Raw genomic sequence first — 26769 nt, forward strand, 5'->3', positions numbered from 1 at the left:
GCCGCCATGAGCACTCACGCCACTGCCGATCACTACATCGCCTCACCTGCGGCGCCTCCCGCCGTGGTGACGCTGCAGCGCGCGCTGCTGTGGGCGATAGGTTTTGGCGGCGCCATCGTCTTCATCGAGCCGAGCCCCTTCGAGATCGCCACCCTCACGGCGATGGTGGTGTTCTTCGCGTCGGGCCTGCGCATGCGGCTGGTGTTCATGCCGCTGCTGCTCATGCTGTTCCTGGTCAATCTCGGCTACACGATCTGCGCCGCCTATCTGCTCGACAAGGCGCCAATCGTGAACTGGATCCTGACCTCCTGGTACATGGCCATCATGGCGATCTTCGTCGCACTGGTGATGTCCGAGGACACGCTGGCGCGCATCGATCTGTTGCGCCGCGGCCTGATCGTCGGCGCGCTGGTGGCATCGCTGGCCGGCATCCTGGGCTATCTGCATCTGATCCCCGGCGCGGAGATGTTCACGCTCTACGGCCGCGCCGCCGGCACCTTCAAGGATCCCAACGTGCTGGGCGCGTTTCTGGTCCTGCCGGCGCTGTTCTGCCTGCAGAGCGTTGTCAGCGACGGCTTCGGTCGCTCGCTCCGCAGTGCCATTGCGCTCGGCATCATTGCGCTCGCCGTCCTGCTCGCTTTCTCCCGCGCCGCCTGGGGCCTGCTGGCGATCACCTCGGCCTTCATGCTGATGCTGATGGTGCTGACCAGCCGGTCCAACAAACAGCGCTCGCGCATCATCATCATGGCGCTGGCGGCCGTCGCCGTCGTGGCGCTGGTGATCGTGATCCTGCTGCAGTTCGACTTCATCGCCGACATGTTCAAGCAGCGCGCCTCGTTCGATCAGAAATATGACGAAGGCCGCTTCGGCCGTTTCGGCCGGCATGTGCTGGGCGCGCAGATGGCGCTCGATCTGCCCTTCGGCATCGGCCCACTGCAATTCACGCGCTTCTTTCCGGAAGACACCCACAACTCCTATCTCAACGCCTTCATGTCCGGAGGCTGGATCTCTGGCGTGTGCTATCCCGCGCTGGTGTTCATCACCGCCCTGCTCGGTTTCCGCTACATCTTCGTGCGCGTGCCATGGCAGCGCGTTTATCTTGCGGTGTTCGCTGCCTATCTCGGCACGGTCGGCGAGGCCTTCATCATCGACACCGACCACTGGCGCCATTTCTGGATGATGCTCGGCATCATGTGGGGTATGTTCGTCGCCACGCAGCAATACATGGCCACGGAGCAATTGCGTGCGGCCTCCGCGCAGCCAGGCAGCGTCTGACAAGCTCATAAACGAAAACAGCCCCGCTTGCGCGAGGCTGCCTCGTTAAGACGACCGATTGCTGTTAGCGAACGATCACAGTCTTGGTGCGCGAACCGCGGCGATCCCAGCCGTGATGGCGGTGCCCGTAGTCGCGGCGCACATAGGCGCGGCTCTGGCGATAGCCATGGCCGCGATGATAGCCACGATCCTGATGGTGATAACCACCGCCGCCGATCTGCACATTGATGCCCTGCGCAGACGCGGGGCCTGCAGGTGCTGCGACATAGAGAACGGCCGCAGCCGCCAGCAAAGCCAGTTTCTTGATCATGACAATTTATTCCTTCCTTTAAAAGTATCGCGGGACAAGCCATTACCGCCCGGAAGGTTCCGCACGAAATGAAGCACATCGACAAAGGACCCGCGCATGTTCGATGCCGTGCCCGATTCTCTTGTGATTTGCGATGGACATTCATCATCAGAGGGAACACGCGAGGAACTGAGCCGTTCTGTTTGCATGACACAGCAAGCAAAGAACCGCGCCTTCGACAAACAGCCGAAGCCCGATCAGAAAATTCCGCCGGCCGGCCCGCACGACAAGCCGGAACTGACCGACGAGAACAAGACGCCCGGCAGCGGCGTCTTGCCTGACAAGGATCACAAGGAAGTCGAAGGCCCGACGGGATGACCGCGATCGGTCATCATGTCGTCACGCATCGACGTTAGACATTTATTAACCTTCTCGACTCACTGTGGAGTCAAGGAAGCGCAGACCGGATGTACGTCTGCGTTTGATGGCTCGGAGTTCGCTCCGGGCCATTATCTTTTCTGGACCCACCATGAGCTGCGAGATGATCGACGATGCATTCGCATCTCGCTTTGGGTTGCAACGCGTAAAGCGCAACGCCGCTCGCTGATCACGCGATATTATTCGTTCCCCCATCGCGGCAAAATTTGTGGTCGATATGCCATGAATTGGAACTGAACCTTCAAAACAGTGACACGTTGACTTCTCGATACGAAGGAGAAGCAGCATGAAGACAGCACTTATTCTTGCCACCGTCGCGGCCGTCGGCGCGGCGTCGATCGCATCGAAACCCGCAGAGGCCCGTGGCGGTCGCGGCGCCGCGATCGGACTCGGTATTGCAGCCGGTGCATTGGCGGCCGGTGCCTATGGCGCTTACGGCCCCGGTTACGGATATGGTTATGGCCCGCGCCATTACGGCCCGCGTTATGCCTATGGTCCGCGCTACGGTTACGGCGACGGCTACTATGGCGGTCCGCGCTACTATCGGAGCTACGGCTACTACTAACCGCGGCTGACTGAATTGACGAAGGCCCGGAGCATATGCTCCGGGCCTTTTTCGTCACCATCATTAAGCGTTCGCGCGCATCGCTGCTGCGTTGTCGCAGGGCTTCAGTTACGCAGTGGGCTAGATACCAAACAGCCAAACAGCCGTGATGGTCGCAACCACCGCTAACCCGCTGATGGTCCAGCCACCGTAGTAGCCGATATCATCGTCATGCCGGATCTCCGATGGGCCATCTGCGGTATGCCAGTGACTTGCCATGCGAGCCTCCTGTTTTCAAGATAATCGGCCCGATGACCAAGAGTTCCATTGGCGCAAAAAAGACATGTCGGCGCCACCCGCCTGGCCGCCCTTAGGCGACATCGGATTCGTGGTCACCGGCATCTGTGGCCAAAGGGTCACGACGGCAAGGATTCATTAAGGAGTGCGACTGGGGCAATTGACGGAACCCGGAGCCGGGAGAAGTCTAATGTTTTCAGCGTAGAGTAGATATTATGTTAGAGATTATTGTCCTCGGCTTCCTTATTGGTGCAGCGGCCTATGTCGGGCTTCTCTGGTTCGCCGGACGGAAAGACGACGTGATTCACGGTGATTTCGTCGAACCGAAATCGTAAGGCTGGCGTCGCGGGCGCTTGATCGAGGCCACCCTATTCAGGCGGCACCGCTCGCGTGCGAGACTACTAATGTCTTGAAATGATTTGGAAAAATGGTCGGAGCGAGAGGATTCGAACCTCCGACCCCTAGTCTCCCAGACTAGTGCGCTAACCGGGCTGCGCTACGCTCCGATGGGGCATCGTGTAGCTTCGATCCGTCCGAGGCGCAAGAAGGCTGAGCGGATTGGAACGGATTGGTTGTGGGGCGGCGGCTAGCCGTCCTTCATCGCCGTATCGAGCGCCCGGCGCGCCGCCAGCAGCTCCTCGAGCACGGCTTCGAGCCGTTCGCGCTCGAGCCGGCGCTGCGGGTTTGGCCTTGGGCTCGGGACCGCAGCCGGTCTTGCGCTCTGCGTCGGAGCCGTCATCGTCGGTTCGGGCCGCCCCGCAACAGGATTTGCCAATACGGGGTTTGCCCGCGACGGCGGCCGCTGCAGCTGTGGATCCACGCGCGGCGACGTCGATGTCATCGGAGGTTCGCGGCGGGCGGCGACGGGAGCGGCAGCAGCCTCCTCCTCGTCTTCTTCCTCAGCCTCTTCGTCCTCGCCATCTTCGCCGTCGTCTTCGTCGCCCTCTTCTTCTTCCTCGTCCTCGGCGCCTTCGGCGTCAGCCTCGTCTTCGGCCTCTTCCTCGATCTCCTCGTCGCGTTCAGCCTCGTCCTCGGCCTCTTCTTCCTCGTGATCCTCTTCGATCACGGGACGCTTCGCCTGGACGCGCGGCGCGATGGCGGCAGACGTCGGCGCGAAGCTCGGCGCAGCGTGGCCATCGACCAGCCCCTGCACCGACTTGATGCCGTTCTCTTTCAGGATTCGTTGCACGCCGCGGATGGTATAACCTTCGCCGTAGAGCAACCGGCGGATGCCGCGCAGCAGATCGACATCGTCCGGACGATAGTATCGCCGGCCGCCGGATCGCTTCATCGGTTTGATTTGAGTGAACCGCGTTTCCCAGAACCGCAGAACATGCTGCGGTATATCGAGATCGTCAGCGACCTCGCTTATGGTTCGAAACGCATCCGGCGCTTTGTCCAAGTGCAGGATCCCTGTGGTTCGCCCTGTGGTTCACCAAAAGCGTTTTCAAGCGAAGTGGCTACCGGTTCGCGTGAAGAAAACGCGTCAAAACAAACGCTAGTCGTCGTGATCTTTACCGTTGCCAACTGCGGTACTGTCGCCGTTGATCCGCTGTTTCAGGATCGCCGACGGCTTGAATACCATCACTCGCCGCGGCGAGATCGGTACTTCTGTGCCCGTCTTCGGATTGCGGCCGATGCGCTCGCCTTTTTTGCGCACCATGAAGGAGCCGAACGAGGACAGCTTCACTGTCTCGCCCTTCTCCAGACAATCCGTAATTTCTTTCAAAACCAGTTCAACAAACGCGGACGACTCCGTGCGCGAGAGACCTACCTTTTGGTAGACCGCTTCGCACAGATCAACGCGTGTGACTGTTTTTCCCGTGCCCGTCATCGCCTGCCCCAACTACTCTCGGCGAACCAAATTCGCGTCAGAAATTAGGAGGTTAACGCGCTCCGGTCAACAGTCACCATCGATGCAAAGGCATGGAAAATCATGACAATTTGAGATGTTGTCGATCTGCATCATCACCGGCGCATCACCAGCGAATGAGTGCAGAGCCCCAGGTGAAGCCGCCGCCCATGGCTTCGAGCAAGACGAGGTCGCCCTTCTTGATGCGGCCGTCGTTGACCGCCACCGATAGTGCGAGCGGAATCGACGCCGCCGACGTGTTGCCGTGAAGGTCCACGGTCAGCACCACTTTTTGCGGTGCAATATGCAGTTTGTGCGCGGACGCATCGATAATGCGCTTGTTGGCCTGATGCGGCACAAACCAGTCGATGGTCTCGGCGCTGGCGCCGGTGGCTTTGAACGCATCGACGATCACGTCGGTGATCATGCCCACCGCATGTTTGAAGACCTCGCGGCCTTCCATGCGCAGGTAACCCACTGTCTGCGTCGAGGACGGGCCGCCATCGACGAACAGCTTTTCCTTGTGCCGGCCGTCCGAGCGCAGATGCGTGGTCAGCACGCCGCGATCGCTGGCTTCACCGGGCTGGGTCTGTGCTTCCAGCACCACTGCACCGGCACCATCGCCGAACAGCACGCAGGTTCCGCGATCGGTCCAGTCGAGAATGCGCGAGAAAGTCTCTGCGCCGATCACCAGCGCGCGCTTGCCGGCGCCGGTGCGCAACAGGCTGTCGGCGGTGGTCAATCCAAAGATAAAGCCGGAACACACCGCCTGCAGGTCGAACGCCGCGCCATGGGTAATACCGAGCGCGTTCTGCACCGCAACGGCCGTCGCCGGGAATGTATTGTCCGGGGTCGAGGTCGCCAGCACAATGAGATCGATGGACTGCGCATCGACGCCGGCATTGGCCAGCGCCGCCTGCGCGGCCTTGATCGCCAGATGCGAGGTGAACTCGCCGGCCGCAGCGATGTGGCGCTGCTTGATACCGGTGCGCTGGACGATCCACTCGTCCGATGTGTCGACCTTGGATGCCAGTTCGGCATTGGTCAGGATCCGCTCCGGCAGGTAAGAGCCGCAGCCGAGCACGACCGAACGTATCGCAGTCACGAGACAGCCTCCTGCGCAGCCGGGCTCGCAGGGAGCGCTTGGCCGTCGCGGTTGAGCATTTGATTGATCTTGGTGAGAAGGTCGTAGCGGACCATGTCGTAACCGACATCCACCGCATAGGCGAAACCGTCGGCATTGGTGCCACCGTGGCTCTTCACCACGATGCCGCGCAGGCCGAGAAACACCGCGCCGTTGGACTTGTTCGGATCGACCTTGTCGCGCACCGCCTTGAAGGCGTTCTTGGCGAACAGATAGCCGATGCGCGAGCGCCAGGTGCGCGCCATGGCATTGCGCAGATATTCGGCGAACTGCCGCGCCGTGCCTTCGGCCGCCTTGAGCGCGATATTGCCGCTGAAGCCTTCTGTGACGATCACGTCGGCATCGCCGCGGCCGATGCCGTCGCCTTCGACGAAGCCGATGAATTCGAGCTGCGGCAGATTGGCGGTGCGCAGCAGTTCGGCGGCATCGCGGATTTCGTCGCCGCCCTTGATTTCCTCGACGCCGATATTGAGCAGACCGACCGTCGGCCGGGCCAGATCGAACAGCGCGCTGGCCATGGCGCTGCCCATGACAGCAAGAGTCTTCAGGTGGTTGGCGTCGCCGCCGATGGTGGCGCCGAGATCGAGCACGACGGAATCGCCGCGTGTGGTCGGCCAGATCGCGGCCAGGCCGGGACGCTCGATACCGTCAAGCATGCGCAGGCAAAAGCGCGCCATCGCCATCAGCGCGCCGGTATTGCCGGCGGAGATCGCGACATCGGCCTCGCCCTTCTTCACCGCCTCGATCGCCAGCCACATCGACGAGACCTTGCGGCCACGGCGCAGCGCCTGGCTCGGCTTGTCATGCATGCTGACGGCAACGTCGGTATGGATCACCTTCGATACAGCCTTCAGTGCCGGATGATTGGCGAGTTCTTTCTCGATCAGCGCGCTGTCACCGAACAGCAGGAACTCGCTGTCGGGATGCCGGGTCAACGAAATCGCGGCGCCGGGAATGACCACCGATGCGCCGATGTCGCCACCCATGGCGTCTAGCGCGATGCGAACCTTTTTCGGCATGGACGTTCCGGAAACCTGTCTCTTGCGGCCTGTGACGCTCGTGGCCGCGGACGAAGTCTGCCGCATTTGGCAGCAGACGGCGAAGTTATGGCATTAACCCGATTTCGGCCGGGGACAATAGCGTTTCCGTGACCCGATACAACATCTTGACCGGGCGCTTTTGTCCCGCCAGCCGCACGGGGCGTGGAATCGGACCCCGGTCTCAGCCCTTCCCGGGCTTTTTGGATTTGGGCGTCTCAGGGGCGGTTTTCAGCGCTTTCAAGGCCGCAAACGGGTGCTCTTCCGGGTCCGGAACCTCGACCACCGGCTCGAACACGGCATCGGGCTTACGGGGATACGGGTCCAGCCCCAGAAACAGCGCGTCGGTCGCCAGTTTGCCGAGATCGATGAAGCCGTTTTCGATCGGCTCCGGCGGATCCGGGGTCTCCTCGTCGCTCTCAACGTCCTCGTCCACCGATTCGGCGAGTTCGCGAATCTGCGATGGCGGCGCGAAAATCACGTCGATCTCTTCCTCGAAATCGGCAGCCAGCGGGTCCAGCGTCACCACGCAGGTCTGCTCGACCTTGCCCCAAATACGACCGGTCACATGCACTGTGCCGCCCTTGACGGGGCTCAGCAGGAGTTCGCCTTTCACGGCGCCTACGCTGACGAGGCCGCCGAGTTCGGCGATCCGCTTGCGCTCCTCGGGCGTGGCCTCGATGTCGCGCGCCAGCCCCGTTTCCGGGATCTGGATCACGGCGATGGGCACGCTCCAGGGCGGCGTGAGATCCACGGTGCGGTCGGGTTTGTTCATGTCGTTACCAAGGTCTCCGCAGGCGACGGGAAATGCCACGCGCCTGATGTCAGTGTCGTTGCATCCAGCGTGCCCAGACGGGCATTCGCCGCTTCGACATAAACGGCGAGACGCCGGGCGTTCTCGATGTCCATGCCATAATAGATATTCTTCGACAGCGCCGCCGCCAGAGGCTCCCTGCCTGCGCCAAGCGCTGCGTCATAGGCGCCTGTCCGGCCGTAAAACGCGTCGCCGAATTCCCGCATTTTCTTCGGCACCTTCATGTCGCTGGTGCCGAGTTCGCGCAGGTTATCGTCCATATCGCCGCAGAACCTGTCGAAAAGTCCCTGCGACAACTCATCCTTCGGACTCATCCGGCGCAGCACCAGCCACAGGTGCAGCAGCAACATATCGAAACGCCCGTTTACCGTATCCGGTGCTCCCAAGTCCCGATAAAACAAGGGTTCTCGCGCCTGCGCCACGATCATGCCATAGATGGCTTCAATGGTGCCGCGCAACGGCGCCGGGGGCTTTCTGAAGTGACTGAACGGCCAGACCATCTTGGGTTCCTCAGGCGGGCCCCTCGGGCACGCGCATGTTGCATTCAGAGGTTCTGCCCGGTACGTCAACGCCTTCCGGGATGCAAGTCTTTCGGAAGCAAGGCCTTCCCGAGAATCAAGAGGATGGGACCCCCTCCGCTATGACAATTTCGACCTCCATCAGCGCGAAGGCGCGGCTGACACGTGGCTGGCGCGGCATGCGCGCCGTACTCGCGGTCGCGGCCCTCTGCGTCACGCTGGGCGCCTGTGCCGAGCAATTCCAGAAGGGCTACATCCTGCCCCCCGGCGCGCTGGAGCAGATCCCGATCGGCGCCAGCCAGGATCAGGTGCTGATCGTGATGGGCACGCCCTCCACCGTCGCCACGCTATCGGGCGAAGTGTTCTATTACATCTCGCAGCGCGCCGAACGCGCCGTCGCGTTCATGCCGCAGAAGGTCACCGACCAGCGCGTCATCGCGATCTATTTCGACAAGAACCGCAAGGTCATCCGGCTCGCCAATTACGGCCTGCAGGACGGCAAGATCTTCGACTTCATCAGCCGCACCACGCCGACCTCCGGTCAGGAAATGAGCTACCTCACGCCGCTGTTCAAGCTGATCAGTTTCCGCTAGGCGGAACTATCAAATCGCTGAATTGCAAAAGCCCCGCAGCACACGCTGCGGGGCTTTTCTTTACGCTGTGGCTAACGTCGGCTTGCCCGCCACCATCTGCCTCACTACGATTTCAGCAAGATCAAAAACCAAAACGACACCATCGAGGGAAGAAGCTATGACCAATCTGGTTACCCGTCGCCGTGTACTCACCGGCGCCGCCGCGATCACCAGCGCCGCGATCCTGCCGCGCGCGAGTCTCGGCGCCGGCGAATGGAAGCCCACCGAAACCGTCCGCGTCATCGTGCCCGCCGCAGCCGGCGGCTCCACCGACGTAATGGGCCGCATGCTGGCCGCGCATCTGCAGCCGGTCTGGGGCCAGTCGGTTGTGGTGGAAAACCGCTCGGGCGGCGGCGGCACCATCGGCACCGCCGAAGTCGCGCGTCTCAAGGGCGATGGCCACACCATCCTGGTCGGCAATCCCGGCCCCAACGCCATCGCCTACAGCATCTTCAAGAACCTGACCTACAAGAGCGATCAGTTGCAGGCGGTCTCCAACATGATCAAGATTCCGAACATCGTCTGCGCGCATCCGAGTGTGCCGATCAAGACGATCCCGGAGCTGATCGCCTATATCAAGGCCAATCCGGACAAGCTGAACTATGGCTCGTCGGGCGTCGGCCAGAGCCCGCATCTCACCGGCGCATGGTGGCTGCAACTCACCGGATTGAAGATGCAGCACGTGCCGTTCCGCGGTGCAGGCCCCGCGCTGCAGGCCGCGCTCGCTGGCGACATCCAGATCCTGTTCGACAATCTCTATCCGTCGCTGCCGCAGGTGCTCGACGGCAAGCTCACCGGCCTCGCCGTCACCACGCAGCAGCGCAATGCGCAGGCGCCAAACGTCCCAGCGATGCGCGAGACCGCGCCCGAGCTGGAGAAGTTCGACGTCGCGTCATGGTTCGGCGTGTTCTATCCGAAGAGCACACCGACCGAAGCCGTGACCTCGCTCAATGAGCAGATCAAGGTTCTGCTCGGCACCGACGCGACCAAGAAGACCATCGCAGCCATGGGCGCCGTGTCGGACTACGGCACACCTCAGCAATTCCAGACCTTCGTCGAGGCCGAGACGGCCAAGTTCAAGACCATCATCGACAAGGAAGGCCTGCAGATGGAGGTGAAGTGAGACACCTCACGTCACTCCAACGGCGCTATGTAAACGAAAGCCCCGCGGTTCGCACCGCGGGGCTTTTTCGTTCTACTTCTCTTCTTCCATGGCAAAGGCGACGTCGCCATTGGCCGAGAGCCGCACCTTGTCGCCCTCGACCTCGGCGACCAGACCGCCATCGATGAAGTGATGATGACCCTTGTGGCTGCCCTCGCCGCTGTCCTTCTTGGTCAGCTTGATGCGGTTGCCCTCGACCTTGTCGACCGTGCCGACATGAACGCCGTCGGCGCCGATGACTTCCATATGTTCCTTGATCTTGCTGAGCGCGCTCATGTCGTATCCTCTTATGTGGGGAATACTGAACGTGCGGCTGGGCAATAGGTTCAATTCGGGCCGCGGCCGGCCGATAGATAAGCAACAGACACGTCATCGACCGTCGTTTCGTTCCGAAAAACCCGATCGGTCTTCGGAAGATCGACTTCGAGCGCTCTTTCTCCGATCCACCGGATCGCCAGCGCGTGCTGTCCGCCGATAGACAGAAACGACGGATAACGCCTCGGCGAGAAACTCTGCCCTTTAGGCACCAGACTGACCTGCGTGTTGAACGGCGTTGTTGCACCGCATTCGCGCTCGAAAATCACGGCAGTCCTAGTCGCATCCGGGGACGGCACCGCGCGCTTGATCGTCGTGGCGCAAGCAATTCCGGAATATTCAAGAATGTCATCACGAAAGAAAGCTCCGCCGACAACCAGCGCTGCAATGACGGCGACGGGAGCGATCCACTTTCTCACTGTTGTGCGGCTCGCCCGATCCTACCCGCCCTTGTTCATCTTCTTGATCTTGGCGTCCTGCGCCTCGATCGCCAGTGTCAATTCCATGATCGCCTTGGACAAAAGCTCGGTGGCCTCCTTCTGGTCCTGCGACTTGGCGGCACGCAGCGCGTAGTTCTTGGCGGATGACAGCGACATTTGACGTTCCTCGTGATGATCCCGGGGGCGAATTAGCCGAAGGCGTCATTCGCTGCAATCGGGTCGAAATGGAGAGATTACGCAGCAGTCAACGGCGCTCCGCATTTGCGCTGATAACCGCGAATATCTCGTCGGCGGATGCCGGCGGCGTGACGCCGAAGGTCTCGTCGAGAACCTGCTGCAACTCCGCAGCGCTGCCGAGCACGCGTTCAGACACCGGTTCGCCGTCGCGTCCCTCCGTGATCAGGTGGCGATTGACCAGCTTATAACGCCGGCCGCTGCTGACGCGCTCCATCACCAGCGTCGAGGTGAAGGGCACGAAGGGACTGGTCGATGTGTACCAGTTGCCGAGCTCGTAATCCGACGGCAGTTGCGGCGCGAGGTCAAACACGTACATCGTCCGCCAGCCGTCCGCCCGCTTCGCGCTCAGCGACAACAGGCCATCGGCTTCGATCAGCCGATAGGTCCCCATCGCCGTTTGCTGCTCGGTCCCCGCGAGGAGCCGCAGGGGTGCATCGAGTACGCAGGCGCCAAAGCCGGTATCGGCGAGATAGGGTCCGTCCGGAAGATCGACCTTCAGGAGCATGTGCGTCCTGGGGCCAAGCGGACTGTCCGGCGGCGCATTCCAACGCACCCGGGCGCCGAGGCCAGTGACCTTGAAGCCGATCGTCTCGAGCGCGGCCCGCAGCATCGCGTTCAGCTCATAGCAATAGCCACCACGTCGGCCATCGATGAGTTTCTGCTGCAATGACGCCATGTCCAACTTGACCGGCAGACGGAGAAACGGATTGAGACCCTCGAAAGGCAGCGCATTGATGTGAGCGACATGAATGGCCGTCAGTGTCGCCAGATCCGGCGCAACCGATCCGTCAAAGCCGATCCGCGCGAGATAGCGATCCAGCCGAAAAACATCCGTCATCATTTCTGCCTCTTCATCATCTCGCTCTGACATAGCCCATCCGACAGCAGCGGGCGACAAAAGGTCACCGCCTTTGTCATTCCGGGGCGCGCGAAAGCGGCGAAGCCGCTGTAGTGCGAACCCGGAATCCCGGAATGTTTGGCTCTACGGAGACTCCCATGCTGGGATTCCGGGTTCGGTCCTGCCCCGGAATGACGAGCGTGGGGCGGCAAGCCCGCACCAAACATTTTTTCCTATTTTTTATTGACAACATCCCTATCTTGATTATATTCCCCTCCGTCCTGCCCCACCGAGAGGGGCGATCGCGATCGTCACGTTCGCGGGGTGGGATGCGGTGGACGCCGGAGATGCGGCGTCACGCGGTTCATGGGGGACGTCTGTCTTCGGGCAGGACGGATCTGCGCCAGCACTGCCACTGGCAAGGACACGGCCGACCTTCGGATGGAAAGACCCCTGGACAGTGTGACGGACGACCAAATCGAAACGCGTTCGGCCAAGTGCTTTGCGGCTACCCTGTCCCTCCGCCCTGGGACATTAATTTTGGTGATGGGACCGTTCGCCATGGCAGATGTGCAAGCAACCGAAAAAACACCGCAGGCGGAACGCTGGGCAATCGCTCGGCGCCTCCGAAAGTCCTGATGCACTCTCAATTGCGGAAGACCGCATTCGCATCAGGCCCAAGGGTGCAACGGGCACCCGGCGTTCCGCACGCCCTCTCACAAGAGGGTGGGAATGCAGAAGACGACGGCGCCCCCGCGCCGCAAACAATGGGGGCGATGACGCATGTCTGGAGAGCCGTGGCTGTTTGACAGTTGAATCTGCGATGGCGCTCTGGCCGCCAAAGAATCCCTCCCCCTTGCGGGGAGGGTCGGCCGACAGGCCGGGGTGAGGTCTCTCCCCACGTGAGAGCGGCGCCTGTTGCGCGACCCCACCCGTCACGTTTGTTCGCTCCGCTCTCAAACGCGCCACCCTCCCCGCTCGCTACGCTCGGGGGAGGGAAAAGGAAGAGCGCCGCTGCTCTACAACATCAAGCCGCCACGACCTCGCGCGGCTGAGTGATCGCAATATGCTGGCAATGCGCCACGGGTGTCGTGCCGTTGGCCACGATGATCGCATCGAGCTCGACGAACCGATGCCCCTTCTTCTCGTAATTGGCGGTCACCTTCGCCCGCGCGATCAACTCGTCATCGGTATTCGCGGTCGCCAACAACTGCATCCTGCTGCCGACGTGAATCCACGGCCCGAGCAGCGCATTGTCCACCAGCACCTTGTTCATGATCCGCTGCAGCACGCCGGGATGCACGATACCCTCGCGCAAATACCGATCGTCGGCCTCGCGAACCTCACCCAGATATTCGGCAAGTCCATCCTCCGGCCAGACCCGCGGCGCCGTCCCGAGCCACTTGTCGAGCGCGTAGGAATTGGCATCCACCGGCAGCCGCTTCGACACAGCCGCCGTATCCGGGAATTTATCCAGCGACGGCACCACCGGGAAGGCCGTCAGCGATGCGGTCCCGGCCGCACGAATCTCGCCGCCGCCCTCAACACTCAGCGCGAGCCCCTCGCCGGCTTCCTCGGCGATCACCTCGACTGTCTCGCCGTCATAGACCGGCTTGGTGAAACGGGCCTCGATCAGGCCACGCTCCAAAAAATCCCGTCCCCAGTGCTGCACCGGCGGATGGATCATATAGGCCAGCACGTCGACGCCAGGCACCAATCCTCCGCTGAAACCGAATTTCCGGGCGACAGAATCGTCATGCATCTTGTTTTCGGACTGTTTGGCGGTGTTAAACGCCTCAACACGGTACGGTTCGAGCCGTTTGGTCATGATTCCTCCCGAAAACTGCGCGAAATTGAGTGTTCGCCTTGGCAGGAGATGATACCCGTCACCATGTTCGAGGCAAGGCGACGGGCGGGGAACTGTCCCGCGCCAGCGCCACATCGCCCACCCGCAAATGACTGCCTTTTCGTGGAACTTGTGCTCCCTTGACCACACGCATCTATATCGACGCCGACGCCTGCCCGGTCAAAGACGAGATTTACCGCGTCGCCGCCCGCTTCAGCCTGCCCGTCAGCGTGGTCGCTGGAAACTTCATCCGGGTGCCTGACGATCCCCTGATCGAGCGGATTGCCGCAGGTTCGGGCATGGATGCGGCCGATGACTGGATTGCGGAACGCGCCCAGAAGGGCGATATCGTGATCACGGCAGACGTTCCGCTGGCCAGCCGCTGCGTCAAGGCGGGCGCCGCGGTAATTGCCCCTAACGGCAAGCCGTTCACAGAACAATCCATCGGGATGACGCTCGCAGTACGCAACCTGATGACCGATTTGAGGTCATCGGGCGAAATCACCGGTGGTCCCAAATCATTCGCGCCGCGCGATCGCTCGGCGTTCCTGTCGGCCTTGGATCAAACCATCCGCCGCATCCAGCGCGACCCGGCCTTTGCGCCCGCGCCGAAACAAAGTTGAACTGACCTTATGGCTCCTCCGCTTATCCAGCTGAAAGACATCTTCCTGACCTTCGGCGGCACGCCGCTGCTCAACGGCGTCGAACTGTCGGTGTCGCAAGGCGAGCGCGTCTGCCTGATCGGCCGCAACGGCTCCGGCAAGTCGACGCTCCTCAAAATCGTGGCGGGGATCGTCGAAAACGACAAAGGCAGCCGCTTCGTACAGCCCGGCGCGACCGTCCAGTATCTGCCGCAGGAGCCGGACTTCTCCGGCTATGCGACGACGCTCGCTTATGTCGAGGCGGGCATGGGCGACGGCCACAACATCTATCAGGCGCAATATCTGCTCGAACAGCTCGGGCTCACCGGCCACGAGGATCCGAACAACCTGTCCGGTGGCGAAGCGCGCCGCACGGCGCTGGCCCGCGTGCTGGCGCCCGAGCCTGACATCCTGTTGCTCGACGAGCCGACCAACCATCTCGATCTTACCACGATCGAATGGCTGGAAGGCGAACTGGCCAGCCGCCGCTGCGCGCTGGTGCTGATCAGCCATGACCGTCGCTTCCTCAGCAACCTCTCACGTGCGACGGCCTGGCTCGATCGCGGCCAGATCCGCCAGATCGATCGCGGCTTCTCGGCCTTCGAACAGTGGCGTGATGACGTGCTCGCGGAAGAAGAGCGCGACCAGCACAAGCTCGACCGCAAGATCGTCAATGAAGAACACTGGCTGCGCCACGGCGTCTCCGGCCGCCGCAAGCGCAACGTCAAGCGCCTCGCAGGCCTGCATGAACTGCGCGCGCAGCGCCAAGACTATCGCGGCGCCGCGGGCAACGCGACGCTCGCTGCCGCCGAAGCGGAAAAGTCCGGCAAGCTGATCTTCGAAGCGAAGAACATCTGCCGCACCTATGGTGACCGCAAGATCGTCGACGACTTCTCGATCCGTGTGCAGCGTGGCGATCGCATCGGTGTGGTCGGTCCGAACGGTGCGGGCAAGACCACGATGATCAATATGCTGACCGGCACCGAGCCGCCGGATTCAGGCACCATCCGGTTCGGCGCCAATATCGAAATGGCGACGCTGGACCAGCATCGCGAAAGCCTCAACCCGAAGACCACGCTGGCGGAGGCCCTCACCGGCGGCCGCGGCGACCATGTGATGGTCAACGGCCAGCCCAAGCATGTGGTCAGCTACATGAAGGACTTCCTGTTCTCGCAAGAACAAATGCGCACCCCGCTCGAAGTGCTGTCCGGCGGTGAACGCGGCCGCTTGATGCTGGCCCGCGCATTGGCCAAACCATCCAACGTGCTGGTGCTGGACGAACCGACCAACGACCTCGATCTCGAAACCCTCGACGTGCTCGAGGAAATGCTCGGTGATTACGAAGGCACCGTCATCCTGATCAGCCATGACCGCGACTTCCTCGATCGCGTCGTCACCTCGGTGATCGTGCCGGAAGGCAACGGCAAGTGGATGGAATATGCCGGCGGCTATACCGACATGCTGGCGCAGCGCGGCGCCGACCTGAAGCGCGAGGCCAAGACCGAGCCTGTGGCTGCCAAGAGTAACGGCAGCAAGTCGGACGCGTCGAAGCCCGCCGGCAAGCGCAAGCTGAACTTCAAGGACAAGCACGCGCTGGAAACCCTGCCGAAGGCGATGGACAATCTGCGCTCCGAAATCGCCAAGCAGCAGCGCCATCTCGACGATCCCAACCTCTACAAGAAGGATCGCAAGAAGTTCGACACTGCGACTGCTGCTCTGTCAAAGGCACAGAAGGAATTGCAGGATTCGGAAGAGCAATGGCTGGAGCTGGAAATGCTCCGCGAAGAAATCGAGAACGCGTAACTGTCAGTCGTCATTGCGAGCGAAGCGAAGCAATCCAGAGGCAACAAGCGAAGACTGGATTGCGTCGTCGCTTCGCTCCTCGCAATGACGGTGGAAATGCCGGAGACGACACAATGACCACCACACTCGCCGCCAAGATCTCCAACGACTACGGCACGCCTGCCCTCGTCATCGACATGGATCGCGTCGAGCGCAACATCGCGCGCATCCAGAAGGTCTGCGACGATGCCGGCGTTGCCAACCGGCCGCATATCAAGACCCACAAGAGCCCTGTCATCGCCAAGATGCAGATCGAAGCCGGTGCCAAAGGCATCACCTGCCAGAAGCTCGGTGAGGCCGAGATCATGGCCGATGCCGGGATCGACGACATCCTGATCAGCTACAATCTGCTCGGCGACGAGAAGATGGCGCGGCTCGGCGCACTGCAGGCGAAGGCGAGCATCACCGTCGCTGCCGACAATTCTGTCGTCATTGGCGACCTGCCGAAAGCCGCCGCGATTTCGGGCCGGAACGTCAACGTCGTGGTCGAATGCGACACTGGCCGCAAACGCGCTGGCGTCGAGACGCCGGCGGAAGCGATTGCGCTCGCGAAAGAGATCGCAGCGTCAAAAGGCCTGACCTTCGCCGGCTTCATGCTGTACCCGACCGAGACCGGCTGGCCCGACGCCCAGAAATTCTACGATGAAGCGCTGGCCGGCGTCCACGCCCTCGGCCTCGAGCCGACGATCGTGTCCACCGGCGGCACGCCGAACCTGAAGAATGTCGGCTCGCTGAAGGGCGCCACCGAACATCGCTTCGGCACTTACATCTACAACGACCGCATGCAGGTCGCCGCCGGCTCCGCGACCTGGGACGACTGCGCGCTGAATGTCTATTCGACCGTCGTCAGCCGCGCCGGCCCGGAACGCGGCATTCTCGATGCCGGGTCCAAGACGCTGACGCCCGACACCGGCGGTCTCGACGGCTACGGCCTGATCCTCGAACATCCCGAAGCGAAGATCGCGCGCTTCGCCGAGGAACACGGCTTCCTCGATCTCGGCCGCAGCAACACCCGCCCCAATGTCGGCGACGTCGTCCGCATCGTGCCGAACCACGTCTGCGTGGTCGTCAACATGTTCGATGAAGTCGTGATGGTCCGCGGCGACGAGATCATCGGCACGCTACCGGTGGCCGCACGTGGGAAGCTGCGGTAACGCGACAGCGCTTACACTCGGGACCTCATCCTGAGGAGGCGCCGCTTGGCGCCGTCTCGAAGGATGGACACACATTCATGGTTCGAGACGCGCGCAAGAGCGCGCTCCTCACCATGAGGTCGGCGTTCTATCGGGGCGAAAAAGCCAGCCACCTCAAAACGCCCTCGCCCGCTGCAGCTCCTGTCGCAAGCGACGCCTGCAGCAGATAGCCGCCGGTCGGCGCTTCCCAGTCGAGCATTTCGCCGGCGACGAAAGTGCCCGGCATACGCTTCAGCATGAAGGCGTCATCGATCTCATCGAACGAGACGCCACCCGCCGTCGAAATAGCACGCGCGATCGGCGCGACGCCATTGAGCGTCACCGGCACGGCGTTGATCAAGGCAGCCAACTTCTCCGGCGGCAATGACGCCAGTTGAATGCCCTCTGGGACAGCGACTTCCTGCAGCAGCCCAATGGCCACCGGCGACAGATGAATCGCCTTGCGCAGGAAATTGGAGAAAGACTGCTTGCCACGCGATGCTGCCAGCTTCGTGGTCAGCTCCTTCGCATCGAGGTCCGGTCTAAGAGCAACGCGCAGCGTCGCCTTGCCATCCGCGATGACCGCTTCGCGCAACAGAGACGACAGCGCATAGATGCCACCGCCTTCGATACCGCCACGCGTGACCATCGCCTCGCCGCGCACGCTGTGTGCACCGAACGATAGCGCAACACCCTTCAGCGGCTGACCTTCGAAACGGTCCTTGAATATCTCCGACCACGCGACCGTAAAGCCGGAATTCGCCGGACGCAGCGGCGCGATGCTCAAGCCCTTCGCAGCCAACACATCGATCCAGGCACCGTCGGAGCCGAGCCGCGGCCAGCTTGCACCGCCGAGTGCAAGAACCGCGCTCTTGCAGGCGATCGCCCGCGAGCCGTCCGGCGTTTGGAATGTCAAACGCCCATCGCCGTCCCATCCTGTCCAGCGGTGACGAAAGGCAAACCGCACGCCACTCTCATCCAGCCGCCGCAGCCACGCGCGCAGCAATGGCGATGCCTTGAAGGCCTGCGGAAACACCCGGCCGCTGGACCCAACAAAAGTCGGCTGCCCAAGCGCCTCGCTCCAGTCGCGTAGCGCGGTCGGCGTGAAAGCCGAGATCGACGGCGCAAGCTGCGCCTCCGCCGCGCCATAGCGCTTGAGGAATTCCGGCAGCGGCTCACTATGAGTGAGATTGAGTCCGCCGCGTCCGGCCATCAGAAACTTGCGACCAGCCGATGGCATCGCGTCATAGACCGTGACGGCAGCACCGCCACGGCTCAGCACTTCGGCCGCCATCAGCCCCGCAGGACCCGCGCCGATCACCGCAACTTGGTTCTTCACAGGCTCAGTCACGGTCTCACGCAGTGGCGAAGCCGCCGATCAGGCCTTCACGCCCAAGCGAATGGCGGCCTGCTCGACATACTTCTGGGTCTGATGGAAAGCGCCTTCCAGCGCCTTGGCCTTGGACATATCACTAATGTCCGCGAAATGCGCGGCAATCGTATCCGGGCTCCAGTCAGCTTCGGCGAAATTGACACCTTCGCTTTCGAGAATCTTGATGACCGCGAAGGAGCCTGCGCCGGCGCCCATGATGGTCTTGGTCGGTGCATTCTCGCTCAGGAGATATTCGACCGCCGGCGTGATCGCTTCCGGCTTCATCAACTGCAGCGCCTGCGCTGGCAACAGTTCCTCGGTCATGCGCGTGGCTGCCGTGGGTGACACGATGTTGACGCGGATGTCAGTCTTGCGACCTTCCTCGGCGAGCACATTCATCAGGCCGACCATGCCGGTTTTGGCCGCGCCGTAATTGGCCTGACCGAAATTGCCATAGAGGCCGGACGACGAGGTGGTGAGCACGATACGCCCATAGTTGCGCGCGCGCATACCTTCCCACACGGCCTTGCAGCAATAGAAAGTACCGGTGAGATGCACGTCCAGCACCTTGGCGAAGTCGGCGAGCTCCATCTTGGCGAACGACTTGTCGCGGAGAATGCCGGCATTGGCGCACATCAGGTCGACGCTGCCCCACTCCTTGGTCGCCTTGTCGACCATCGCCTTGACCTGCTCGAAATTGGAGACATCAGCGCCATCGGGCATCGCCGTGCCGCCGGCTGCGCGGATTTCCTCGACCACGGATTCCGCTGCCGTCAGCGAACCGCCGGTGCCATCGCGCGCGCCGCCGAAGTCGTTGACCACGACCTTGGCGCCGAGCTTCGCGAGGCCGAGCGCATGGGCGCGGCCCAGTCCATTGCCGGCGCCGGTAACGACGGCGACGCGGCCGTCAAATCGAATGGTCATGTAGCTTGCTCCTTAATTGAAATAGACAAGGCCGAGCCAGTCGGCGACCAGCGCCGGCTTGTCCTCGCCTTCGATCTCGACGGTCACATGGGTGCGTGTGAACAATTCTTTCGGCTTGCGCAACGTCGCCTCGGTCAGCGTGAAGCGGCCGCGGATGCGCGATCCCGCCTTCACCGGCGACACGAAGCGTATTTTATCGGTACCGTAATTGACTCCCATGGCGACATCGGCGAGTTGCGGCAGCGCCTCATAGGAAAACACCGAGAGCATCGACATGGTCAGGAAGCCATGAGCGATCGTCGTGCCGAATGGCGTTTCGCGCGCACGCGCGGGATCGACATGGATGAACTGAAAATCCTCCGTCGCCGCGGCGAACGCATCGATGCGCTTCTGGTCCATGACATGCCAGGGCGACACGCCGACTTCCTTGCCTACCATGGCGATATAGGCATCACGTTCAATCATCGCGCTCATTCAGTCTCAGTCCTCAAAATCCAGTTGCGTTGCGGGCGCAGATTCCACAGCGCACGCCTTGACGCCAAGCGAAATTGTGCGCTGCAGCCATGCAAAGCGCGACAAATTACCGCTCACCCTCTTGCGATCCTGCCGCGCGGAGTGCCTGCAATTCGGGGAAATCCTCTTCGCGAAACTCGACGCCGCGCAAGGGATCGCTGCGATCGTCGGCCTGTTCGAGCCGACGCAGATGGACCCTGCGAATCTTGCCCGAAATCGTCTTCGGCAGCTCGGTCACGAACTCGATCCGGCGAATGCGTTTGAACGGCGCCAGACGCACATGCAGATGCTGATAGATCGACAGCGCCGTCGCCTTGGACGGCGCGGTATCGCCGATCAGCAACACATAGGCCTTGGGGATGGCGAGCCGGATCGGATCGGGGCTCGGCACAATGGCGGCCTCAGCCACGGCATCGTGTTCCAGCAGGATACTCTCCAGCTCGAACGGGCTGATGCGATAGTCCGAGGATTTGAACACATCGTCGGAGCGACCGACGAAAGTGAGATAGCCATCGTCATCGGAAAATACGACGTCGCCGCTGCGATAGATCTCACCGCTTGCACCGCTGACACTACCGTCTTCGGCCTGATAGCCCTGCATCAATCCTGCCGGGCGATCGACGCCAAGCACGAGACTGACCTCGCCCTCCTTCGCCGGATTGCCATCGGCATCGACAACGCGAACCTTCCAGCCCGGCAGCGGACGGCCCATGGAGCCCACCTTGACGGTCTGGCCCGGCGAATTGCCGGCCAGCGCGGTGGTCTCGGTTTGGCCGTAGCCGTCGCGAATGGTGAGGCCCCAGGCCGCCTTGACCTGATCGATCACTTCCGGATTGAGCGGCTCACCGGCGCCACAGACTTCGCGCAGCGCGACCTTGAAGGTGGCAAGCTTCTCCTGAATGAAGAGCCGCCACACTGTCGGCGGTGCGCACAGTGTCGTCACGCCGCAGCGGCCGATGGTGGCAAGCAGGCCCTTGGCGTCGAAACGCGGCTGATTGACCACGAACACCGTTGCGCCGGCATTCCATGGCGCAAAGAAGCAGCTCCAGGCATGCTTGGCCCAGCCCGGTGAAGAGATGTTGAGATGCACGTCGCCCGGCTGCAGTCCGATCCAAAACATCGTCGAGAGTCCGCCGACGGGATAGCTGCGCTGGCTGTGCCGCACGAGCTTCGGCTTTGCCGTGGTGCCCGAGGTGAAATAGAGCAGCATCGGATCGTCGGCTTTGGTCGAACCATCCGGCGTGAATGTATCGGGGAAATCCGCGGAGCTTTCGAAGGCGAGCCAGCCGTCATGTGGCGACGTGGCGTTGACGACGATCTGACCAATGCCCGCGGTCTTCAGGCTGCCGAACTTGGCGACCTGGTCCTCTGCCGCCACCACAAGCTTGGCACGTCCGCGGTCGAGCCGGTCCTGCAACTCATCCGGCGTTAGCAGCGTGGTTGCAGGAATGATGACGACGCCCAGCTTGATCGCCGCCAGCATGGTCTCCCACAGCGGCACCACATTACCGAGCAGCAGCAACAGATGATCGCCGCGCCGCAGCCCCTGCGCGCGCAGGAAATTGGCAACCTGATTGGAGCGGCGTGACAGCACCTCGAACGACAGCTTCGTCTCGCGGCTGGCCGCCGCATCGACGATCCAGAGCGCGGTCCGGTCCTTGCTGACGGGATCATGGGCGAGTTCGGCATCGAACCAGTCGAGCGCCCAGTTGAAGTCGACCGGATCGGGCCAGCGAAAGCCGGCAACGGCGGCGGCGTAGTCGGTGCGGTGTTCGAGGAGGAAGGCGCGGGCCTGCTTGAACGTGGTCATGCCGACGCTCCCGCTATTTCGGTATCAAATGCCGCAGATGATGAATGATCCCGGAAAAGTCATCGCCGCCATGACCTTCCTTCTCATAGGTCTCATAGATGCTCTCGGCATGGGCGCCGAGCGGCGTCCTGGCGCCGGCGGCCTTGGCGGCTTCCTGTGATAGCCTGAGATCCTTGAGCATCAGTGCTGCGGCAAAACCCGGCTTGTATTCATTGTTGGCCGGCGATGTCGGCACCGGTCCCGGCACCGGGCAATAGGTGGTCAGCGACCAGCACTGGCCCGACGAGGTCGAGGCCACATCGAACAGCGCCTGATGCGACAGGCCGAGTTTCTCGGCGAGCACGAAGGCTTCGCTGACGCCGATCATCGAAATGCCGAGGATCATGTTGTTGCAGATCTTGGCCGCCTGCCCCGCGCCGGCATCCCCGCAATGGACGATCTTCTTGCCCATGGCTTCGAGGACCGGCTTGGCTGACGCGAACGCCTTGGCATCGCCACCGGCCATGAAGGTCAGCGTCGCGCCCTTGGCGCCACCAGTGCCACCGGAGACCGGCGCATCGACCGACGGCAGCTTCTGCGCAGCCGCCAGTTCATGCGCCTTGCGTGCGCTTTCCACGTCGATGGTCGAGCAATCGATCATCAACGCACCCTTGGCGGCCACGGGAATGACCTCGCTCCAGACCGACACCACGTGTTTGCCGGCCGGCAGCATGGTAATGATGACCTCGGCGCCCTTCACGGCATCGACCGCCTTGTCAGCAATGGTCACGCCATCCGCCCTCGCCTGCGCGCGGGACGCCTCGACGAGATCGAAGCCCGTCACCTTGTGGCCTGCCTTGACCAGGTTGGCGGCCATCGGGCCACCCATATTGCCGAGACCGATGAATGCAATGCTGGTCATGTCCTGCCCTCGTGATCGTTTGTTTGTTTTTAAAGCCTGATGAAAACGGCGAAATCGAACTTTCGTTCAGAAGGTGAGCGCAACGTCGCGCGGCGCGAGATAGCGCGCCACGATCTCCGGTGTCACGCCATTGAGATCCGGCGGCTGCCATTTCGGATTGCGATCCTTGTCGATGATGGCCGCACGCACGCCCTCGACGAAATCGTGGCTGTCGAATACCTCCAGCGCCGCGAGATATTCGCGCGACAGACATTCCTCGAGCGACTTCGACCGGCGCGCGAGCCGCAGCAGCTTCAGGGTAACCTTGAGCCCCCGCGGTGATTTGTCGGACATGGCCTTGAGCGTCGCCAGCGCAAACTCCGAACCGTCCTGCTCAAGCGCAGCCACGATCTCCTCGACGCTGTCATGGGCGAAAGCGCGATCGATCAGCGCACGCTGCGCCGTGACTGGACCGGTTTGTTCCGGAGCTCCGAACTTCTTGAGTGTCGTCATCACCGACGCGGCATCGGCGCCCGCCGACAGCTGTGTCAGCGCCTCGCGCAATGCCGGCCATTTGACGGTGTCGATCAGGACGTCCGCCATACGTGCAGCAAGCGCATCGGCACCATTTGCCGTCAGCCCGGTCAGACCGAAATACGTCCCAAGTTCGCCCGGCGCGCGCGACAACAGCCATGTACCGCCGACGTCCGGGAAGAAGCCGAGGCCCACTTCCGGCATCGCCATCCTGGTCTTCTCGGTGACGATGCGGTGGCTGGCATGGCCGGCCAGACCGACGCCGCCGCCCATCACAAAGCCGTCCATGTATGCGACATAGGGCTTCGGAAACTTCGCGATCCGCGCGTTGACGATATATTCCTCGCGCCAGAATATCTTGCCGAGATCGCCTTTGGCCTTGGCGCTCTCATAGAGGCCACGGATATCACCACCCGCGCACAGTCCACGCTCGCCAGCACCTTCGAGGATGATCAAAGCGACCTTTGGATCGGCCTCGAATTCATCGAGCGCCGTGGCGATCTCGCGGGTCATCTCCAGCGTCAGGGCATTCAGCGCCTTCGGCCGGTTCAGGCGGATCACACCGGCCGCGCCTTCCCGCGCGACGATGAGGTCGCCAGTCTCCGTTGCGACGTCTGAACTCATCGCGCGCCCTCGATCAATTTGCGCGACACGATCAGCCGCATGATTTCATTGGTGCCTTCGAGGATCTGGTGCACCCGCAAATCGCGCACGATCTTCTCGATGCCGTATTCGGCGAGATAGCCATAGCCGCCATGCAGCTGCAGCGCCTCGTTGGCGACCTCGAAACCGATATCGGTGCCGAAGCGCTTGGCCATCGCGCAGAGCATGCCGGCATCGGCATCCTTGCGGTCCAGCGCCGCGGCCGCCCGCCACAGGAAGGTGCGTGCGGCTTCCAGTTCGGTCGCCATGTCGGCGATACGAAACTGCAGCGCCTGGAATTCGTCGAGTCGCTTGCCGAACGCCTTCCGCTCTTTCATGTAGCTCAACGACTTGTCGAGCGCAGACTGCGCGCCACCGAGCGAACACGCCGCGATGTTGAGACGACCACCGTCGAGGCCGGCCATGGCGATCTTGAACCCGATGCCCTCGTCACCTAGCCGGTTGGCGATCGGCACGTGACAATTTTCGAAGATCACCGCGCGTGTCGACTGCGCGTTCCAGCCCATCTTGCGTTCGTTATTTCCAAAAGAGAGACCGGGCGTGCCCGCCTCGACAACTATGGTCGAGACGCCGCCGGCCCCCTCGCCGCCCGTACGGACCATCACGACGTAGACGTCGGTATCGCCGGCCCCGGAGATGAATTGCTTCTGGCCGTTGAGCACATAGTGGTCGCCGTCGATGACAGCGCGGGTGCGCAGCGCCGCTGCATCCGATCCCGAGCCGGGCTCAGTCAGGCAGTAGCTCGCCAGCAGCTCCATAGTGCAAAGTCGCGGCAGCCACTTCTGGCGCTGCGCTTCGCTGCCATAGGAATCAATCATCCACGACGCCATGTTGTGGATCGAAATGAAGGCCGAGGTGGTCGGACAGCCGGTCGCCAGCGCCTCGAAAATCAGCGCGGCGTCGAAACGCGTCAGTGCGGAGCCGCCGACATCATCACGAATGTAGATGCCGCCCATACCGAGCAGCGCCGCCTCGCGCATCACCTCTTTGGGGAAATGCTTGTCCTCGTCCCATTGGAGCGCAAAGGGAGCGATCTTTTCCGCAGCAAATTCGCGCGCCACGTCGCGAACGGCGGTCTGTTCCTCATCGAGAGCGAATTGCATCACGCCCTTCTTGTTGATTGTTGATCAGCCGGGAAAATGAAACGGCCCGGTGCACCACCTTTGGGAGCGCCGGGCCGCTTGCGTGTTCTTACTTCATCAACGGGATCGAGAACTCGGCGCCTTCCTTGACACCCGATGGCCAGCGCGCGGTGACCGTCTTGGTCTTGGTATAAAAGCGGATCGAATCCGGACCATGCTGGTTGAGATCGCCGAAGCCGGACTTCTTCCAACCACCGAAGGTGTAATAGGCGATCGGCACCGGGATCGGCACGTTGATGCCGACCATGCCGACATTGACCTTGGCGGCGAAGTCGCGCGCAGCGTCACCGTCACGGGTGAAGATCGCAACGCCGTTGCCGTAGTCATGATCCGACGGCAGCGCGAGAGCTTCTTCGTAATCGTGGGCACGCACCACCGACAGCACGGGCCCGAAGATCTCTTCCTTGTAGATGCGCATGTCTTTGGTGACGTTGTCGAATAGACAGCCACCCATATAGAAGCCGTTCTCGTAGCCCTGCATCTTGAAGCCGCGGCCATCGACGGCCAGCGTGGCGCCTTCCTTGATGCCGATATCGACGTAATTCTTGACGCGATCGACGGCTTCCTTGGTCACCAGCGGACCGAAGTCGGCGGACGGATCCACGGAGGTGCCGATCTTCAGGCTCTCGACGCGCGGGATGAGCTTTTCCATCAGACGGTCGGCCGTGGTCTTGCCAACAGGCACGGCCACCGAGATCGCCATGCAGCGCTCGCCAGCGGAGCCGTAGCCGGCGCCGATCAACGCATCGACGGTCTGGTCCATATCCGCATCGGGCATGATGATGGCGTGGTTCTTCGCGCCGCCGAAGCACTGCGCGCGCTTGCCGGTCGCCGCAGCGCGCTCATAAATATACTGGGCGATCGGCGACGAGCCGACGAAGCCGACAGCCTTGATGTCTTCGTCGTCGAGGATTGCGTCGACGGCTTCCTTGTCGCCGTTGACGACATTGAGGATGCCCGGCGGCAGGCCGGCCTCGATCATCAGTGCGGCGAGCATCATCGGCACGCCCGGATCGCGCTCCGAGGGCTTCAGGATGAAGGCGTTGCCGCAGGCGATGGCCGGACCGAATTTCCACATCGGGATCATCGCCGGGAAGTTGAACGGCGTGATGCCCGCGACGACACCGAGCGACTGGCGCATCGAATAGATGTCGATGCCGGGACCTGCGCCTTCGGTGTATTCGCCCTTCATCAGATGCGGAATGCCGCAGGCGAATTCGATCACTTCGAGGCCGCGCTGGATATCGCCCTTGGCGTCCGGCACAGTCTTGCCATGCTCACGCGCCAGGCAATCAGCCAGCTTGTCGTAGTCGCGATTGGCGAGTTCGAGGAATTTCATCAGCACGCGGGCGCGGCGCTGTGGATTGGTGTTGCCCCAGGCGACCTGCGCCTCGGCGGCATTGAGCACCGCGGCGCGCATCTCGGCCTTGCTGGCCAGCGCAACCTTGGCCTGAACTTCGCCTGTCATCGGCTCGAAAACGTCGGCGAAACGCCCCGACTTGCCCTCGACCTCACGGCCGCCGATGAAATGTCCAATCGTGCGCATGCGTTTCCTCCTGGAAGCCAAATTTGGCCCGATGTTGATCAGGCTTTTTGGC

General features: G+C 62.2%; 29 protein-coding genes and 1 tRNA gene. 8 read left to right on the plus strand and 22 right to left on the minus strand.

The window, feature by feature from the left end:
* The first annotated feature begins 6 nt into the window (after window positions 1-6).
* Window positions 7-1275 (plus strand): O-antigen ligase family protein, encoded by a 1269-nt coding sequence (locus tag LPB73_RS13385; RefSeq protein ID WP_231080836.1) that lies wholly within the window; start codon window positions 7-9, stop codon window positions 1273-1275.
* 64 nt (window positions 1276-1339) lie between these two features.
* Here LPB73_RS13385 and LPB73_RS13390 read toward each other — a convergent pair whose 3' ends face one another.
* Window positions 1340-1585 carry a hypothetical protein gene (locus LPB73_RS13390; RefSeq protein ID WP_089264595.1) on the minus strand — a complete coding sequence of 82 codons (246 nt, stop codon included), beginning with the start codon at window positions 1583-1585 and terminating at the stop codon, window positions 1340-1342.
* A gap of 96 nt (window positions 1586-1681) precedes the next feature.
* Here LPB73_RS13390 and LPB73_RS13395 point away from each other — a divergent pair, with 96 nt between their 5' ends.
* Window positions 1682-1942 carry a hypothetical protein gene (locus LPB73_RS13395; RefSeq protein ID WP_231080837.1) on the plus strand — a complete coding sequence of 87 codons (261 nt, stop codon included), beginning with the start codon at window positions 1682-1684 and terminating at the stop codon, window positions 1940-1942.
* 346 nt (window positions 1943-2288) lie between these two features.
* Entirely contained in the window at window positions 2289-2567 is a 279-nt protein-coding gene (locus LPB73_RS13400) for a hypothetical protein (protein ID WP_231080838.1), read from the plus strand.
* Between the two features lie 120 nt (window positions 2568-2687).
* Here LPB73_RS13400 and LPB73_RS13405 read toward each other — a convergent pair whose 3' ends face one another.
* The 8 genes from LPB73_RS13405 to LPB73_RS13440 all read right to left on the minus strand — a co-directional run bounded on the left by LPB73_RS13405 (window position 2688) and on the right by LPB73_RS13440 (window position 8190).
* Window positions 2688-2825 (minus strand): hypothetical protein, encoded by a 138-nt coding sequence (locus LPB73_RS13405; protein ID WP_165826964.1) that lies wholly within the window; start codon window positions 2823-2825, stop codon window positions 2688-2690.
* A gap of 446 nt (window positions 2826-3271) precedes the next feature.
* Window positions 3272-3349: transfer RNA gene (locus LPB73_RS13410), tRNA-Pro, on the minus strand.
* Between the two features lie 80 nt (window positions 3350-3429).
* Window positions 3430-4245 carry a MerR family transcriptional regulator gene (locus LPB73_RS13415; RefSeq protein ID WP_231080839.1) on the minus strand — a complete coding sequence of 272 codons (816 nt, stop codon included), beginning with the start codon at window positions 4243-4245 and terminating at the stop codon, window positions 3430-3432.
* Window positions 4246-4341: 96 nt separating this feature from the next.
* On the minus strand, window positions 4342-4677 hold the full coding sequence (locus LPB73_RS13420) for an integration host factor subunit alpha (protein WP_068730933.1): 336 nt from the start codon (window positions 4675-4677) through the stop codon (window positions 4342-4344).
* 145 nt (window positions 4678-4822) lie between these two features.
* The gene (locus tag LPB73_RS13425) at window positions 4823-5800 is read right to left on the minus strand and encodes a beta-ketoacyl-ACP synthase III (RefSeq protein ID WP_231080840.1); all 978 of its coding nucleotides are present in this window, start codon (window positions 5798-5800) and stop codon (window positions 4823-4825) included.
* A complete protein-coding gene (gene plsX / locus LPB73_RS13430; RefSeq protein WP_093759130.1) occupies window positions 5797-6858 on the minus strand; it encodes a phosphate acyltransferase PlsX in 1062 nt (353 codons plus the stop codon). Before plsX ends, LPB73_RS13425 begins: the two co-directional genes overlap by 4 nt.
* Window positions 6859-7060: 202 nt before the next feature.
* On the minus strand, window positions 7061-7651 hold the full coding sequence (locus LPB73_RS13435) for a YceD family protein (protein ID WP_093758804.1): 591 nt from the start codon (window positions 7649-7651) through the stop codon (window positions 7061-7063).
* On the minus strand, window positions 7648-8190 hold the full coding sequence (locus LPB73_RS13440) for a ubiquinol-cytochrome C chaperone family protein (protein ID WP_184516102.1): 543 nt from the start codon (window positions 8188-8190) through the stop codon (window positions 7648-7650). Before LPB73_RS13440 ends, LPB73_RS13435 begins: the two co-directional genes overlap by 4 nt.
* Window positions 8191-8330: 140 nt before the next feature.
* On the opposite strand from LPB73_RS13440, the gene LPB73_RS13445 reads away from it, so the two are divergent.
* The gene (locus LPB73_RS13445) at window positions 8331-8801 is read left to right on the plus strand and encodes an outer membrane protein assembly factor BamE (protein WP_170849688.1); all 471 of its coding nucleotides are present in this window, start codon (window positions 8331-8333) and stop codon (window positions 8799-8801) included.
* A 157-nt stretch (window positions 8802-8958) separates the two neighbouring features.
* The gene (locus LPB73_RS13450) at window positions 8959-9963 is read left to right on the plus strand and encodes a Bug family tripartite tricarboxylate transporter substrate binding protein (RefSeq protein WP_175367122.1); all 1005 of its coding nucleotides are present in this window, start codon (window positions 8959-8961) and stop codon (window positions 9961-9963) included.
* 72 nt (window positions 9964-10035) lie between these two features.
* Here LPB73_RS13450 and LPB73_RS13455 read toward each other — a convergent pair whose 3' ends face one another.
* The 5 genes from LPB73_RS13455 to LPB73_RS13475 form a co-directional block, all read right to left on the minus strand.
* Window positions 10036-10278 (minus strand): DUF2171 domain-containing protein, encoded by a 243-nt coding sequence (locus LPB73_RS13455; RefSeq protein ID WP_089264607.1) that lies wholly within the window; start codon window positions 10276-10278, stop codon window positions 10036-10038.
* 50 nt (window positions 10279-10328) lie between these two features.
* Window positions 10329-10586 (minus strand): hypothetical protein, encoded by a 258-nt coding sequence (locus tag LPB73_RS13460; RefSeq protein WP_231080841.1) that lies wholly within the window; start codon window positions 10584-10586, stop codon window positions 10329-10331.
* Between the two features lie 171 nt (window positions 10587-10757).
* Window positions 10758-10913: a hypothetical protein gene (locus LPB73_RS13465; protein WP_184516099.1), complete on the minus strand. Its 156-nt coding sequence runs from the start codon at window positions 10911-10913 to the stop codon at window positions 10758-10760.
* Between the two features lie 88 nt (window positions 10914-11001).
* Window positions 11002-11832, minus strand: a complete 831-nt coding sequence (locus LPB73_RS13470) for an arylamine N-acetyltransferase family protein (protein ID WP_231080842.1) — start codon at window positions 11830-11832, stop codon at window positions 11002-11004.
* A gap of 1027 nt (window positions 11833-12859) precedes the next feature.
* On the minus strand, window positions 12860-13660 hold the full coding sequence (locus LPB73_RS13475; protein ID WP_093758807.1) for a hypothetical protein: 801 nt from the start codon (window positions 13658-13660) through the stop codon (window positions 12860-12862).
* Between the two features lie 158 nt (window positions 13661-13818).
* Here LPB73_RS13475 and LPB73_RS13480 point away from each other — a divergent pair, with 158 nt between their 5' ends.
* From LPB73_RS13480 to LPB73_RS13490, 3 genes are all read left to right on the plus strand, one after another.
* Window positions 13819-14301, plus strand: a complete 483-nt coding sequence (locus tag LPB73_RS13480; protein WP_093758808.1) for a YaiI/YqxD family protein — start codon at window positions 13819-13821, stop codon at window positions 14299-14301.
* Window positions 14302-14310: 9 nt separating this feature from the next.
* Complete coding sequence (locus tag LPB73_RS13485) at window positions 14311-16122, plus strand: ABC-F family ATP-binding cassette domain-containing protein (protein ID WP_231080843.1); 1812 nt, start codon at window positions 14311-14313, stop codon at window positions 16120-16122.
* A 113-nt stretch (window positions 16123-16235) separates the two neighbouring features.
* Window positions 16236-17315, plus strand: a complete 1080-nt coding sequence (locus tag LPB73_RS13490) for a D-TA family PLP-dependent enzyme (RefSeq protein ID WP_231080844.1) — start codon at window positions 16236-16238, stop codon at window positions 17313-17315.
* 127 nt (window positions 17316-17442) lie between these two features.
* Here the strand turns inward: LPB73_RS13490 and LPB73_RS13495 are convergent, their stop codons facing one another.
* The 8 genes from LPB73_RS13495 to LPB73_RS13530 form a co-directional block, all read right to left on the minus strand.
* Window positions 17443-18627, minus strand: a complete 1185-nt coding sequence (locus LPB73_RS13495) for an NAD(P)/FAD-dependent oxidoreductase (RefSeq protein ID WP_231081150.1) — start codon at window positions 18625-18627, stop codon at window positions 17443-17445.
* An 84-nt stretch (window positions 18628-18711) separates the two neighbouring features.
* A complete protein-coding gene (locus tag LPB73_RS13500) occupies window positions 18712-19629 on the minus strand; it encodes an SDR family NAD(P)-dependent oxidoreductase (protein ID WP_231080845.1) in 918 nt (305 codons plus the stop codon).
* A 12-nt stretch (window positions 19630-19641) separates the two neighbouring features.
* Entirely contained in the window at window positions 19642-20103 is a 462-nt protein-coding gene (locus tag LPB73_RS13505) for a MaoC family dehydratase (RefSeq protein WP_231080846.1), read from the minus strand.
* A gap of 106 nt (window positions 20104-20209) precedes the next feature.
* Window positions 20210-21952 (minus strand): AMP-binding protein, encoded by a 1743-nt coding sequence (locus tag LPB73_RS13510; RefSeq protein ID WP_231080847.1) that lies wholly within the window; start codon window positions 21950-21952, stop codon window positions 20210-20212.
* Window positions 21953-21965: 13 nt separating this feature from the next.
* Window positions 21966-22853 (minus strand): 3-hydroxyisobutyrate dehydrogenase, encoded by an 888-nt coding sequence (gene mmsB / locus LPB73_RS13515; protein ID WP_231080848.1) that lies wholly within the window; start codon window positions 22851-22853, stop codon window positions 21966-21968.
* Window positions 22854-22919: 66 nt separating this feature from the next.
* Window positions 22920-23990: an enoyl-CoA hydratase/isomerase family protein gene (locus tag LPB73_RS13520; RefSeq protein WP_231080849.1), complete on the minus strand. Its 1071-nt coding sequence runs from the start codon at window positions 23988-23990 to the stop codon at window positions 22920-22922.
* A complete protein-coding gene (locus LPB73_RS13525) occupies window positions 23987-25132 on the minus strand; it encodes an isobutyryl-CoA dehydrogenase (protein ID WP_231080850.1) in 1146 nt (381 codons plus the stop codon). Before LPB73_RS13525 ends, LPB73_RS13520 begins: the two co-directional genes overlap by 4 nt.
* A gap of 88 nt (window positions 25133-25220) precedes the next feature.
* Complete coding sequence (locus LPB73_RS13530; protein WP_120290210.1) at window positions 25221-26717, minus strand: CoA-acylating methylmalonate-semialdehyde dehydrogenase; 1497 nt, start codon at window positions 26715-26717, stop codon at window positions 25221-25223.
* Between the last annotated feature and the right edge of the window lie 52 nt (window positions 26718-26769).

The organism is Tardiphaga sp. 37S4 (assembly GCF_021044645.1).
GTDB classification, from domain to species: Bacteria; Pseudomonadota; Alphaproteobacteria; order Rhizobiales; family Xanthobacteraceae; genus Tardiphaga; species Tardiphaga robiniae.